The following is an 11,974-nucleotide window of genomic DNA, read 5'->3' as shown; positions in this document are numbered from 1 at the left end:
TTACTTTTGCGCTTTTCAAAAGTGACCCGCTGTAAGAGCGGAACCATAAGCCGCCGTTACCTAAATAACGGATATGTACTCAACCCCAATCAAGAATAAGCCACCCGAGCAGCCCCAACCCCAAGCCCCTCCCGAAACGCCAAATAATGCTTCAACACCTGCACCGGCGCCTCAATCTGCGGATAGTGCCCAATATTCGCCAGCAACACCGTATCCGCGTGCGGCACCAGCTCACGATAACGCTGAACCATATGCCCCCCGGAAATCGGATCAACCTCCCCATCGATCACCCGCAACGGCACCTCCCCCCGCTGCATGGCCGCCACCCATCGATCCCGCTGCCGCCGACGCTGAGGAATATACGCAATCAACTTGTGCAAAATCCGCGGCCCATCCTGGCTCTCGATCAAGCTCCAGAAATCATCCAGCGCACTCTCACTGGGCCGAGTCGCCGGCCCGAAAATCTGCCCAAAACTGTTAGCCAGGGCATTACGCCCAAACGCCCGCCCGATCATCCAACCCAATGGGCTCAGCAACAGCTTCTGCACCAACGCCGGACGATGCGTCTCCGGAAACAACCCACCGTTGAGAAACACACAACTGCCCATCCGAAACCGGCCTTCGTAATGCCGCGCCAACAACTCCTGCGCAACACTGTCACCGTAATCATGGGCCAGCACATGCACCGGCTGCTGCACCCAAAGATGCTCCAGCAACGCCTGTTGCAAGTCCGCCTGCTCCAGCAGGCAATAGGTGTGGTCCAGCGGCTTGGCCGAATCGCCAAACCCCAGCATGTCGCAGGCAATCACTTGATAGCGCTGGGCCAACGGCTGCCAGAGGTAATGCCAATCCCAACTGGCCGTGGGAAAACCATGGATCAGCAGCAACGGCTCGCCCTGCCCCGCCACCCAGTACCGAATGGTGCGGCCGCGAAACTCAAAGCTCTGGGCACGCTGGCGCCAGATGCGCAGCGGGATCTCGGCGAGTGGCATCAGCTTTTATACCCGGGGTCGAGTGCATCGAGTTTGCGCAGCAACGCCGGCCACGCCAGCGCGCCGCCCATGCCCTGAGCGCTTTTGGTGACCCCGGCGATCATCGCCCGGGCACCGGCCAATATCTGCGGCGCAATGCTGATCAGTTCAGCGCCACCGTTCTGCGCCATCACCTGGATATCGCAGGTGCGCTGGAAGATGAACATCATCAGGAACGTATCGGCGATGCTGCCGCCACAGGTCAGCAGACCGTGGTTGTGCAGCATCAGGAAATTGTTTTCGCCAAGGTCGGCCTGTAAGCGGGCCTTTTCCTCGTGGTTCAGCGCCACACCTTCGTAGGCGTGATAGGCCAGGCTGGACAACACGAACAACGATTGCTGGCTGATGGGCAGCACGCCCTGTTTCTGCGCGGAGACGGCAATGCCGGAGGCGGTGTGGGTGTGCAGCACGCAGACCACATCGTGCCGCACTTCGTGCACCGCACTGTGAATGGTGTACCCGGCAGGGTTGACCTCGTAGGGACTGTCCATCAGCTTGTTGCCGGCCTGATCGACCTTCACCAGGCTCGACGCGGTGATCTCGTGGAACATCAGCCCGTAGGGGTTGATCAGGAAGTCTTCGGTGCCCGGCACCTTGGCCGAGATGTGGGTGAAAATCAGGTCGTCCCAACCATGCATCGCCACCAGGCGATAGCACGCGGCGAGGTCGACGCGGGCCTGCCATTCGGCCGCGCTGACCTGGTCTTTTACACTGTGTGTCGATTGAACAGTGGCTAGGCTCACGGCAATGACCTCCTTGGCGCGCTTATTATTGTTTTTTTGAGTGAAGAGGCAGTCTAGTCAGACCTCGAGGCCGCCGTAGTTGCATTGGCAGCCAGCTTGATGACCGAACGGGTCAGTCCTGAGGATAGTTCGATTTTGTTCTGCGCGTGTCAGAGAAGCGACGCCAATAAAGGCGCGGCGAACAGGTTGAGCAAGCCGGTCAGCACCATTACCAGGCCCGCCACGGAGCCTTCCTCGCCGCCCACTTCATGAGCCCGGCTGACACCCGCGCCATGAGCGCCCACGCCAAACAATGCGCCACGGGCCAATGGCGTGCGCAACGGCAACCACTTGAGCAGTACGCCGCCGAGCATGGCGCCAAACACCCCGGTGAACATCACGAACACCGCCGTCAGTTCCGGCACGCCGCCCAGGTCGGAAGACACCGGCATCGCGAACGGGGTGGTGATCGAACGGGGCACCAACGACATCGTCACCGAGCTGTCGAGAGCGAGGGCCTTGGCCAGGCCATACGAAGTGGCGATGGACGCCGCGCTGCCCGCGACCATCCCCAGCAATAACGCTGACCAGTGGCGCACCAGCAATTGGCGCTGTTGCCAGATCGGAATCGCGAACGCCACGGTCACCGGGCCCAGCACCAGCATCAGCCAGTGGGTGTCGGTGGAGTATTCGGCATAGGCCGTCTTCATCGGCACGGCCACGGCCAGCAGCAACGCCGGGACCAGGATCAACGGCGACAGCAGGTAACGCCCGGTGCGCCGGTAGATCCACCGGCTGAATCCGTAGGCACCCAGGGTCAGCGCCAGCCAGAACATCGGCATCAGCTCAAGCTTCATGGCGCAGCTTCCAGCGGCAGACGAATTCGACGGTAAACGCCGTCACCAGCATTACCGACAAGGTGCTGAAACCAATCACCAACATGATCCTCCAGCCGTCGTGCTTTACCAGGCCGCCGTAGTCCAAGAGGCTCATCAACGCAGGAATGAAGAACAGCAGCATCTCCGCCATCAACACACCGGCGCCCAATTGCAGGGCCGCCGGCTTGACCAGGCCAGTGGCGAAGGTCAGCAACAACAGGCCCAGGCCGATCACACCACCGGGAATAGGCCAGCTCAGCCAGGCGGCCAATTGGCAGCCCAGAAAATATATGGCCAGCAGCACAATCAGTTCAGTCAACAACCGACCGACGACTTTGAAGGTGAAACGTTTCATGAGCTTTGGGTCCTCGCAGGGCTCCCATTTTAAAGAGGCCCCTGGCATCCCCACAGCGAATTGTTAGACTGCAAGCTATTCCAAACTGGAATCATGTCGATGGAATTTAAACAACTGCGCAGCTTTGTCGAAGTGATCCACCGCGGCGGCTTTACCCAGGCCGGCAAAACCCTGCACATCAGCCAGTCCGCCGTCAGCAAGCAGGTGGCACAACTGGAGCAAAGCCTGGGCACGCCGCTGCTGGATCGCCTGGGTTCGCAGATTCGCCTGACGGCTGCCGGACAAGTGGTGCTGCAGCGGGCGGAGGCCATGCTGCGCCAGCAAACCGAATTGCTCAGTGAGCTGGATGACTTGAATCAGTTGACCCGTGGCGAGTTGCGCATGGGCTTGCCGCAGTTGGGCGGTGACACGTTGTTCGCCGGGCTGTTTGCCGAATACCGCCGCCGTTATCCGAACGTCACCATTCAATTGCTGGAAGGCGGCAGCCGCAATATCGAGCAGGCGATCTTGAGCGGAGAGCTGGAAGTGGGCGGCAGCCTGATGCCCAGCGACCCGGCATTCGCCTGGCAGGCATTCTGCGATGAACCGCTGGATGCCCTGCTGCCGATGGACCATCCATTGGCCGATAACGCGCAGATCCGCCTGGAGGAGTTGGCTGACACGCCGTTCCTGATGTATCAGCGCAGTTTTGTGTTGAACGACCGCCTGCTACAGGCCTGTCAGCAATTGGGCTTTACCCCGAAGGAAAGCGGGCGCAGTGGCCAGGCGGATTTTCTCGCCGCATTGGTGGCCGCCGGCCAAGGCGTGGTGCTGCTGCCCAGCGTAGTAGCCCGGGGCCTGATAAGGCCCGGCGTGGTGCGCCTGACGCTCAAGGCGCCGGAATACCTGCGCTGGGACATTGCCTTTATCTGGCGTGAGGGTGCCTACCTGTCGAAAGCCGCCCAGGCCTGGCTGGCGTTATTGCGCGAGTTCCCGGTCAACCGCGCAGTGCAGTGACCAACTCGGCCAGCCACGGCTCGGCGTCGGCTTCCGGGGTCACGCTTTCGCTGGCGTCCAGGCGCAGCATCGGCAGCACTTCGTGCACGCCCAACTCGGCAAACAGCTCGCGCATTTGCTCGCCGCCGCCGCAGAACGTGTCGCCATAGCTGGCGTCGCCCAGGCCGATCACCGCGCCGGGCAAGCCTCGCCAGGCGGCCGGCAGTTGGTCGCGAATGGTCGAGTAAAGCGGCTGCAGGTTGTCGGGCAGTTCGCCCATGCCAGTGGTGGACGTCACGGCCAGGAAGGCTTCCGGAGCAAAGCCCTGTACGTCGGCGAGGGTTGCCCGCGGGTTGTGCCAGGCGTCGAAGCCGGCAGCGTTGAGGATGCTTGCAGCATGACGGGCGACTTCTTCAGCCGTGCCGTACACCGAGCCGGAAAGGATGGCGACTTTCATCAATCTGATCCTGTAGCTGACTAAAAGCCTGGGATATTAACAGCTGGGGCCCATGGACAGGCTGCCGGCATGTCTTAAACTGCAAACTCCAACTACAAGCCATGGACCGCTCAATGATTAACGCCAAGCTGATGCAACTGGTGATCAACGCTTCCAACGACGGCATCGTTATCGCCGAGCGCGAAGGCAAGGACAAGCCACTGATTTATGTGAACCCGGCCTTCGAGCGCATGACTGGCTACACCCTCGACGAAATCCTCTATCAGGACTGCCGCTTCCTGCAATCGGGCGATCGTGACCAGCCGGGGCTGATGGCGATTCGCGAAGCCCTGGAGAGTGGCGGCGCCTGCCGGGAAATCCTGCGCAATTACCGCAAGGACGGCACGCATTTCTGGAACGAGCTGTCGTTATCGACGGTTTATAACCCGGCCGACAAGCAGACCTACTTTGTCGGTGTGCAGAAGGATGTGACCGTTCAGGTCAAGGCCCAGCAGCGTGTCGCGCAACTGGAAGCCCAGTTGGCTGACCTCAAGGCGGAGCTTGCGGCACTCAAGGCGACGAGCGGATCTAACAAAAACTAGAAAACGCGGTCTTTAAAGAGATAATGGCGTTTTAATACCTTTTTCTTGAGCAAGATCAATGCAACGCGACGCGCTTTTGACGCAGGACGAGCTGGATTTTATTCAGACCATGCACCATAACCCGCAACTCAATGTGCGGGACGCGTCGTCGAGCCTGACGGTCAATGGCGGTGCGCAGATTCGAGATCTGCTCACCCGCCTGGCCGCCCATGACCATGTCACCCTCCAGGCCCAATTCGACAACCAGCAAATGACGTTTCCGCTGCAATTGGTGGAAGACGAGTTTCATGCCGTGCATCTGCGGCTGGGTGTACCGAGTATTTTCGAAGACGGGCCGATGATCCGCCCGTGGCGCCTGGCGCTCGAAGAGCCGGTACCCCTGGAAAACATCAAGGGCCAACCCGGTGCGCTGTGGGTGCATGAGGTGTCATTCAAGGGATTGCTGGTGGAAATTCGCGGGCGGATCAAGGCGCCAAGAACCTTTTCCCTGTGGTTCAGTCCGTCCGGGTACGAGCGCATTTCGGTGCGGGGCACGCTGGAACGGGAAACTGCCCGAGGATTGTTCGCCTACCGCCTGAGCCAGAACGATGTGGATGAGACCGAGCGCCTGCGCCAGTTTATCCTGCAGCAACATCGCCTGTTTCACCCCGAAGTCCACGCCTGAAGTCAGGTATCCAGGTTACCGCGCAGAAACTGCTGCAAGCGGCGCTGCATCAATCGCCCTTCGTTACCCAGGCAGCCAACGGATGAACCCGCCAGTTGTTCCTGCGCCAACTCCGCCGCATCGCCGGCCAGCAACAGCGGGCAATCCAGGGTCAGGGCCAGCCGTTCAAGGCGCCGAGGCAAGCCATTGGCCGGAGAGTGATTGGAGAACACCACAAGGGCTTGTGGCCTGGTTTTTTCACAGACAAGGGTCAATTCATCCATCGGCTGGCCCACAGCCAGAACCTTGACCGCCAACTCGTCACCGCTCATCAACAGGCCTGCGACCAACAACTCCAGCTCTCGGCACTCCCCCGCAATGGCCGCCAGCAATACCCGTGGCGCCGCTGAGGCACAGCCTATCTGCAGGCGTTTCCAGGTTCGGCTGCGCAGGAATCCATCAAAAAACAGCCATTCACTGGTTTGTCCAAACAACCCCTGATGTCGCAACAGTTGCTGCCAGAGGGGCATCAGGATGTCCTGGAACACCACCGCGACCGGGTAGGCAGCGAAAATCTGGCCATACAACCGGTCCAGTTGCCGGTCGTCGAAGGCACCGACGGCCGTTCGCAACTGCGCCTGCCATTGGGCCCATTCATGCTCTGCACCTGCCGGCGAAGCAGCCGCCGCTTCGACTTGATGATCGTCGCGCGCGAGGATCTTGCCGACCTTGCTCACGGCCACGCCACGCTCGATCCAGTCAAGAATGCGATGAACGGTCTCGATATCGGTGCGCGAATACAGGCGGTGCCCACTTTCGGTGCGAACCGGGTGGATCAGCCCGTAACGCCGTTCCCAGGCACGCAAGGTGACAGGGTTGATGCCTGTCAATCTCGCGACTTCGCGAATCGGAAACAGCTCATCGGAATCGGCAGGGTTGCCAAGGGCCATTTCGGGACGTGGAGCAGTCATTACAGACATCAGGGCATCAATATACTGTCAGGAACTTGGATCCCATTTAACGCCCATACAGCTGTCCGATTCAAGGTCTTCGACAAGCCGACCAATGTCGCTGGTGTATTTCTGCAAAACAGGAATAATCCTTGCCTGTTTTTTCAACGTGGCTGCTTACCCCGCAGCTTCGTTCGTGCGCCGCCTACCCGGCCCAGTGCACCTGATCCTTATGGAGATACACAATGTCTACCTCCCCCGTCACCCTGATGGTTGCGCGCCGCGTGGCCAAGGGTCGCTATGAAGAGTTGATGGCCTGGCTGCGCGAAGGCGAGCAATTGGCCACGGACTTCCCCGGTTACCTGGGTTCAGGCGTGCTTGCACCGCCGCCCAACGATGACGAGTTCCAGATTATTTTCCGCTTCGCCGACGAAAAAACCCTGCATGCGTGGGAGTTTTCCGCCTCCCGTGGCGCATGGCTCGGGCGTGGCAGTGAGCTGTTTGCTGCGCCGTCGGAGCATCGCGTACGCGGTATCGACGGCTGGTTTGGCGCCGCCGCCGCACGTCCGCCGCGCTGGAAGCAGGCCGTGGCCATCTGGCTGGCATTTTTCCCGGTGTCGCTGCTGTTCAACTTCGGCCTTGAGCCGCTGCTCAGCGAGTTGGGGTTGCTGAGCCGTGTGCTGGTCAGCACCCTCGCGCTCACGCCATTGATGGTTTACTTCTTTATCCCGTTGTCGACCCACCTGCTGGCCGGCTGGCTGCATCCGGCGCCAGCCCGGATAAAGGCCACCGAAGCCGCTGCTTGAGTACAAGGGAGGCCGCTCGCTGGTATAGTTTTAGCCTGCCAGCGACTCGAGCCTCCCATGTCTTCAACACCCGCCCCGATCCTGATCACCGGTGCCGGCCAGCGCGTCGGCCTGCATTGCGCCCAGCGCCTGCTGGACGAAGGGCAGCCAGTGATTTTCAGCTACCGCAGCGAACGTCCCGGCGTGCAAGCCTTGCGCGAACGCGGTGCGATCGGTGTGTTTGCCGACTTCTCCAACGAGACCGGTATTCTCGCCTTCATCGACGAACTGAAGACGCACACCCAAAGCCTGCGGGCGATCATTCATAATGCCTCGGCCTGGGAAGCGGAAGCGCCCGGCGACGAGAGCCGCGCCTTTACCGACATGTTCAGCGTGCACATGCTTGCGCCGTACCTGATCAACCTGCATTGTGCTTACCTGCTGCAACGCTCCACGGCTGCGGATATCGTGCACATCAGCGATGACGTGACCCGCAAGGGCAGCCGCCAGCACATTGCCTACTGCGCCACCAAGGCCGGGCTCGACAGCCTGACCTTGTCGTTTGCCGCGCAGCTTGCACCGGATATCAAGGTGAACGGCATTGCCCCGGCAATGGTGATGTTCAACGAGGGCGACGACGCGGCTTACCGCGCCAAGGTCCTGGCCAAGGCGGCACTGGGCATCGAGCCCGGCCCCGAGGTGATTTACCAGAGCGTGCGCTACCTGCTGGATAACCCGTATGTCACCGGTACCACCCTGACCGTCAACGGCGGGCGGCATATCAAGTAAGCCGTTTGCGAGGATGTTGTATGACTTTGTCCCTGCCCCACCACTACCGCGAGATCCTCAAGGGCCTGGGTGAAGACCCCGAGCGCGAGGGTTTGCTCGACACGCCAAAGCGTGCCGCCAAGGCCATGCAGTACCTGTGTCACGGCTACGAGCAGAACCTGGAAGAAATCGTCAACGGTGCGCTGTTTGCCTCCGACAACGACGAGATGGTGATCCTCAAGGACATCGAGCTGTATTCGCTGTGCGAGCATCACCTGCTGCCCTTTATCGGCAAGGCTCATGTGGCCTATATTCCGACCGGCAAGGTGCTCGGCCTGTCGAAGCTGGCGCGTATCGTCGACATGTTCGCCCGGCGCCTGCAGATCCAGGAGAACCTCACGCGGGAAATTGCCGACGCCATCCAGACGGTGACCCAGGCCGCCGGCGTGGCGGTGGTGATCGAAGCCAGGCACATGTGCATGATGATGCGCGGTGTCGAAAAACAGAATTCAACCATGAACACCTCGGTGATGCTCGGCGCCTTCCGTGAGTCGAACACCACGCGCATGGAGTTCCTGCAACTGATTGGACGGAGCAAGTAGCAATGCCACAACTTCAGCCAGGCATGGCGCGCATCCGGGTCAAGGACCTGTGCCTGCGCACGTTTATCGGGATCAACGAGGATGAAATCCTCAACAAGCAGGATGTGTTGATCAACCTGACCATCCTGTATGCCGCCCAGGAAGCCGTGCGCGACAACGACATCGACCACGCGCTGAACTACCGCACCATCACCAAGGCGATCATCGCCCATGTGGAAGGCAATCGCTTTGCCCTGCTGGAGCGCCTGACCCAGGAGATCCTCGACCTGGTGATGAGCAATACATCGGTGCTGTACGCCGAAGTCGAAGTCGACAAACCCCATGCGTTGCGTTTTGCCGAATCGGTGTCGATCACCCTGGCGGCCAGTCGCTAACCCTTACCTTTGCAGTGAGCATCATGAACGATCAACAACGCCTCGAACTCGAAGCCGCCGCCTTCCGCCGGCTGGTGGCCCACCTGGACAGCCGCAAGGATGTGCAGAACATCGACCTGATGAACCTCTCGGGCTTCTGCCGCAACTGCTTGTCCAAGTGGTACAAGGCCGAGGCCGACGAGCGCCAGATCGAGCTGAGCCTCGATGACGCCCGTGAAGTGGTGTACGGCATGCCGTACGCCGAGTGGAAAGCCCAATACCAGCAAGAAGCCAGTGCCGAACAGCAAGCGGCATTCGCCAAAGGAAAACCCCATGACTGACCTGAACACCCTGCGCGCCAGCCTCAACAGTGGCGAACATGTTTTTGCCGATACCCTGGCCTTTGTAGCTGCCGGTTACGACTACCAGCCTCAAGCGTTCACCAATGGCAGCGTGGAAAACGCCGCCGGGCAGAACGAAGGTTCGTGCAAGACCCTGGGCCTGGCGCTGCTGGAAGGCTTGAGCGACCAGGAAGCGCTGTTGGCGTTTGGCGAGCATTACCGTTCGGTGCTGGCCACGCCTGAAGGCAGTGACCATGGCAACATTCGTGCGCTGATCGAGCATGGGTTGGCGGGTGTGAAGTTTGCCGCACAGCCACTGACCCGCAAATCCTGAGTCAGACATAGATCAAAATGTGGGAGCGGGCTTGCTCGCGAAAGCAGAGTGTCAGTCAATACATCGGGTGACTGACACACCGCTTTCGCGAGCAAGCCCGCTCCCACATTTGGACTGCGGTGATCATCAAATCCCGTGCATAAAAAAACCGGCCTCGCAGCCGGTTTTTTTGTTTCTACGGTTTAGAACGAAGCGTCCTTCAAACCGTCGAGGTAACGCTCGGCATCCAGTGCCGCCATGCAACCGGCGCCGGCGGAGGTGATCGCCTGGCGGTACACGTGGTCGGCCACGTCACCGGCAGCGAAGATACCTTCGATGTTGGTGGCAGTCGCATTGCCTTCACGGCCGCCCTGCACGATCAGGTAACCATCTTTGGCATCCAGCACGCCTTCGAACAACGAGGTGTTCGGAGTGTGGCCGATGGCGATGAACACGCCGTCGACTTTCAGCTCGTCGAAGCTGCCGTCGTTGTTCTTCAGGCGAGCACCGGTCACGCCCATGTTGTCGCCCAGGACTTCATCCAGGGTGGCGTTGAGCTTGAGGATGATCTTGCCTTCGGCCACGCGGGCATGCAGCTTGTCGATCAGGATCTTCTCGGCGCGGAAGGTCTCGCGGCGGTGAACCAGGGTCACGGTGCTGGCGATGTTGGCCAGGTACAGCGCCTCTTCCACCGCGGTGTTGCCGCCACCGACCACAGCCACTGGCTTGTTGCGGTAGAAGAAACCGTCGCAGGTTGCGCAGGCCGAAACGCCCTTGCCCATGAACGCTTCTTCCGACGGCAGGCCCAGGTACCGAGCGCTGGCGCCGGTGGCGATGATCAGCGCGTCACAGGTGTACACGCCGCTGTCGCCGGTCAGGCTGTAAGGCTTCTTGGAGAAGTCGACCTTGTTGATGTGATCAAACACGATCTCGGTTTCGAAACGCTCGGCGTGCTCTTTCATGCGCTCCATCAGCACCGGGCCGGTCAGGCCGTGGACGTCGCCCGGCCAGTTGTCAACTTCAGTGGTGGTGGTCAACTGACCGCCCGCTTGCATGCCGGTGATCAGCAACGGCTTGAGGTTGGCCCGGGCAGCGTAGACGGCAGCGCTGTAACCGGCAGGGCCGGAACCGAGAATAATCACTCGCGAATGACGGGTATCAGACATGACTCACTCCTATCGACCGCCCGGACTACAGAACGGCTGGAATAAAAAAGGACCGCGAAGCACTTGGGGAAGGCTTGAACTCGCAGATCCTGAAAATAATGGGTGCAGCGTATAGAGGGAGGCAAGATTAAGGAAATACGGATTAACAATCCAGCTCATAGGTGGTCTCTATCCCATGCCCTCTATTAATCGACACCTTTGTTACCGTTAATGTCGCGATGCGGGCCGTGCTTTCCCGGTACTCCCAAAGCCGGTAAGGTCGGCGCGTTCGCCCCTATTGCCCGGAGTTATCCATGCCCGCCCCCGTTCTTTCAGGCCCACAGTACCTGCGCGAAGGTCTCAAACTGGTACTCAGCCCCGGCCTGCGGCTGTTTGTGCTGCTGCCGCTGGCAATCAACCTGATCCTGTTCGTCGGATTGATCTACTTCGCCGGCCATCAGTTCAGCCTGTGGGTCGACACGCTGATGCCGACCCTGCCGAGCTGGCTGAGCTTCCTCAATTACCTGCTGTGGCCTTTATTTGTGGTGCTGGTGGTGCTGATGGTGTTTTTCACCTTCACCATGCTCGCCAACATCATTGCCGCGCCGTTCAACGGCTTTCTGTCGGAAAAGGTCGAAGTGGTGGTGCGCGGCACCGATGATTTCCCGGCGTTCAGCTGGGGCGAACTGGCGGCCATGGTCCCGCGCACCCTGGCCCGGGAAATGCGCAAACTGGGTTACTTCCTGCCCCGGGCCATCGGCCTGTTTATCCTGTCGTTCATCCCGGTGGTCAATCTGGTGGCAGCACCGCTGTGGCTGCTGTTTGGTGTGTGGATGATGGCGATCCAGTACATCGACTACCCGGCGGACAACCACAAGCTGGGCTGGAACGAAATGCTCGCCTGGCTGCGCCAGAAGCGCTGGCAGAGCATGAGTTTTGGCGGCATCGTCTACCTGGTGCTGCTGGTGCCAGTGGTCAACCTGCTGATGATGCCGGCGGCGGTGGCCGGGGCGACGTTGTTCTGGGTGCGTGAGCAGGGCGCCGAGGCCATGGCCATTAAAAAGGCCTGAGCCGT

At 60.3% G+C, this 11,974-nt stretch carries 17 protein-coding genes; 10 read left to right on the top strand and 7 right to left on the bottom strand.

Translation table 11 applies throughout. The annotated features are described in order from the left end of the window. Positions 1–89 precede the first annotated feature (89 nt). From HX817_RS00505 to HX817_RS00490, 4 genes are all read right to left on the bottom strand, one after another. Positions 90–992 carry an alpha/beta fold hydrolase gene (locus HX817_RS00505; protein WP_102368142.1) on the bottom strand — a complete coding sequence of 301 codons (903 nt, stop codon included), beginning with the start codon at positions 990–992 and terminating at the stop codon, positions 90–92. Beyond that, on the bottom strand, positions 992–1,774 hold the full coding sequence (locus tag HX817_RS00500; RefSeq protein WP_003208491.1) for a class II aldolase/adducin family protein: 783 nt from the start codon (positions 1,772–1,774) through the stop codon (positions 992–994). The genes HX817_RS00505 and HX817_RS00500 overlap by 1 nt, the downstream gene beginning before the upstream one ends. A 149-nt stretch (positions 1,775–1,923) precedes the next feature. Then, positions 1,924–2,610, bottom strand: coding sequence for an LrgB family protein (locus HX817_RS00495; RefSeq protein WP_177039602.1), 687 nt, complete (start codon positions 2,608–2,610; stop codon positions 1,924–1,926). Further along, on the bottom strand, positions 2,600–2,986 hold the full coding sequence (locus HX817_RS00490; RefSeq protein WP_008432321.1) for a CidA/LrgA family protein: 387 nt from the start codon (positions 2,984–2,986) through the stop codon (positions 2,600–2,602). The genes HX817_RS00495 and HX817_RS00490 overlap by 11 nt, the downstream gene beginning before the upstream one ends. Positions 2,987–3,085: 99 nt before the next feature. Here HX817_RS00490 and HX817_RS00485 point away from each other — a divergent pair, with 99 nt between their 5' ends. Continuing rightward, on the top strand, positions 3,086–3,982 hold the full coding sequence (locus HX817_RS00485) for a LysR substrate-binding domain-containing protein (protein ID WP_177039601.1): 897 nt from the start codon (positions 3,086–3,088) through the stop codon (positions 3,980–3,982). On the opposite strand, the gene HX817_RS00480 is transcribed toward HX817_RS00485, so the two are convergent. Beyond that, positions 3,963–4,418 carry a flavodoxin gene (locus HX817_RS00480; RefSeq protein WP_003208486.1) on the bottom strand — a complete coding sequence of 152 codons (456 nt, stop codon included), beginning with the start codon at positions 4,416–4,418 and terminating at the stop codon, positions 3,963–3,965. The two genes, HX817_RS00485 and HX817_RS00480, sit on opposite strands and share 20 nt — an antisense overlap. Before the next feature lie 113 nt (positions 4,419–4,531). On the opposite strand from HX817_RS00480, the gene HX817_RS00475 reads away from it, so the two are divergent. Then, complete coding sequence (locus tag HX817_RS00475; protein ID WP_003208484.1) at positions 4,532–4,999, top strand: PAS domain-containing protein; 468 nt, start codon at positions 4,532–4,534, stop codon at positions 4,997–4,999. A 58-nt stretch (positions 5,000–5,057) separates the two neighbouring features. Further along, the gene (locus tag HX817_RS00470) at positions 5,058–5,663 is read left to right on the top strand and encodes a hypothetical protein (RefSeq protein ID WP_003208483.1); all 606 of its coding nucleotides are present in this window, start codon (positions 5,058–5,060) and stop codon (positions 5,661–5,663) included. 2 nt (positions 5,664–5,665) lie between these two features. Here HX817_RS00470 and HX817_RS00465 read toward each other — a convergent pair whose 3' ends face one another. Further along, on the bottom strand, positions 5,666–6,622 hold the full coding sequence (locus tag HX817_RS00465; RefSeq protein WP_043225723.1) for a MerR family transcriptional regulator: 957 nt from the start codon (positions 6,620–6,622) through the stop codon (positions 5,666–5,668). A 215-nt stretch (positions 6,623–6,837) separates the two neighbouring features. On the opposite strand from HX817_RS00465, the gene HX817_RS00460 reads away from it, so the two are divergent. From HX817_RS00460 to HX817_RS00435, 6 genes are read left to right on the top strand one after another with little or no spacing between them, the layout of a single operon-like run. Continuing rightward, positions 6,838–7,398, top strand: a complete 561-nt coding sequence (locus tag HX817_RS00460) for an antibiotic biosynthesis monooxygenase (protein WP_177036365.1) — start codon at positions 6,838–6,840, stop codon at positions 7,396–7,398. A 57-nt stretch (positions 7,399–7,455) separates the two neighbouring features. Then, on the top strand, positions 7,456–8,166 hold the full coding sequence (folM, locus tag HX817_RS00455) for a dihydromonapterin reductase (protein ID WP_177039600.1): 711 nt from the start codon (positions 7,456–7,458) through the stop codon (positions 8,164–8,166). A 20-nt stretch (positions 8,167–8,186) separates the two neighbouring features. Beyond that, on the top strand, positions 8,187–8,747 hold the full coding sequence (gene folE / locus HX817_RS00450) for a GTP cyclohydrolase I FolE (RefSeq protein WP_010176988.1): 561 nt from the start codon (positions 8,187–8,189) through the stop codon (positions 8,745–8,747). A 2-nt stretch (positions 8,748–8,749) separates the two neighbouring features. Next, positions 8,750–9,121 (top strand): dihydroneopterin triphosphate 2'-epimerase, encoded by a 372-nt coding sequence (gene folX / locus HX817_RS00445; protein WP_003208474.1) that lies wholly within the window; start codon positions 8,750–8,752, stop codon positions 9,119–9,121. A gap of 23 nt (positions 9,122–9,144) precedes the next feature. Continuing rightward, positions 9,145–9,441, top strand: coding sequence for a DUF1244 domain-containing protein (locus HX817_RS00440; protein ID WP_003208473.1), 297 nt, complete (start codon positions 9,145–9,147; stop codon positions 9,439–9,441). Continuing rightward, positions 9,434–9,775, top strand: a complete 342-nt coding sequence (locus HX817_RS00435) for a HopJ type III effector protein (protein ID WP_008432300.1) — start codon at positions 9,434–9,436, stop codon at positions 9,773–9,775. Before HX817_RS00440 ends, HX817_RS00435 begins: the two co-directional genes overlap by 8 nt. A gap of 182 nt (positions 9,776–9,957) precedes the next feature. Here the strand turns inward: HX817_RS00435 and trxB are convergent, their stop codons facing one another. After that, the gene (gene trxB / locus HX817_RS00430; protein WP_003208470.1) at positions 9,958–10,920 is read right to left on the bottom strand and encodes a thioredoxin-disulfide reductase; all 963 of its coding nucleotides are present in this window, start codon (positions 10,918–10,920) and stop codon (positions 9,958–9,960) included. A 293-nt stretch (positions 10,921–11,213) separates the two neighbouring features. Here trxB and cysZ point away from each other — a divergent pair, with 293 nt between their 5' ends. Next, complete coding sequence (gene cysZ, locus HX817_RS00425; RefSeq protein WP_003208468.1) at positions 11,214–11,969, top strand: sulfate transporter CysZ; 756 nt, start codon at positions 11,214–11,216, stop codon at positions 11,967–11,969. Positions 11,970–11,974 lie beyond the last annotated feature (5 nt).

Source organism: Pseudomonas sp. C6002 (assembly GCF_013385805.1).
In the GTDB taxonomy this organism is placed as follows: Bacteria; Pseudomonadota; Gammaproteobacteria; order Pseudomonadales; family Pseudomonadaceae; genus Aquipseudomonas.
This window is presented reverse-complemented; position numbering and strand designations above follow the sequence as displayed.

Coding starts and splice junctions, on each gene's coding strand:
- HX817_RS00460 (WP_177036365.1), top strand. CDS start 6,838: ATGTCTACCTCCCCCGTCACCCTGATGGTTGCGCGCCGCGTGGCCAAG.
- trxB (WP_003208470.1), bottom strand. CDS start 10,920: ATGTCTGATACCCGTCATTCGCGAGTGATTATTCTCGGTTCCGGCCCT.
- cysZ (WP_003208468.1), top strand. CDS start 11,214: ATGCCCGCCCCCGTTCTTTCAGGCCCACAGTACCTGCGCGAAGGTCTC.
- HX817_RS00480 (WP_003208486.1), bottom strand. CDS start 4,418: ATGAAAGTCGCCATCCTTTCCGGCTCGGTGTACGGCACGGCTGAAGAA.
- folX (WP_003208474.1), top strand. CDS start 8,750: ATGCCACAACTTCAGCCAGGCATGGCGCGCATCCGGGTCAAGGACCTG.
- folM (WP_177039600.1), top strand. CDS start 7,456: ATGTCTTCAACACCCGCCCCGATCCTGATCACCGGTGCCGGCCAGCGC.
- HX817_RS00490 (WP_008432321.1), bottom strand. CDS start 2,986: ATGAAACGTTTCACCTTCAAAGTCGTCGGTCGGTTGTTGACTGAACTG.
- folE (WP_010176988.1), top strand. CDS start 8,187: ATGACTTTGTCCCTGCCCCACCACTACCGCGAGATCCTCAAGGGCCTG.
- HX817_RS00505 (WP_102368142.1), bottom strand. CDS start 992: ATGCCACTCGCCGAGATCCCGCTGCGCATCTGGCGCCAGCGTGCCCAG.
- HX817_RS00475 (WP_003208484.1), top strand. CDS start 4,532: ATGATTAACGCCAAGCTGATGCAACTGGTGATCAACGCTTCCAACGAC.
- HX817_RS00495 (WP_177039602.1), bottom strand. CDS start 2,610: ATGAAGCTTGAGCTGATGCCGATGTTCTGGCTGGCGCTGACCCTGGGT.
- HX817_RS00470 (WP_003208483.1), top strand. CDS start 5,058: ATGCAACGCGACGCGCTTTTGACGCAGGACGAGCTGGATTTTATTCAG.
- HX817_RS00440 (WP_003208473.1), top strand. CDS start 9,145: ATGAACGATCAACAACGCCTCGAACTCGAAGCCGCCGCCTTCCGCCGG.
- HX817_RS00485 (WP_177039601.1), top strand. CDS start 3,086: ATGGAATTTAAACAACTGCGCAGCTTTGTCGAAGTGATCCACCGCGGC.
- HX817_RS00435 (WP_008432300.1), top strand. CDS start 9,434: ATGACTGACCTGAACACCCTGCGCGCCAGCCTCAACAGTGGCGAACAT.
- HX817_RS00465 (WP_043225723.1), bottom strand. CDS start 6,622: ATGTCTGTAATGACTGCTCCACGTCCCGAAATGGCCCTTGGCAACCCT.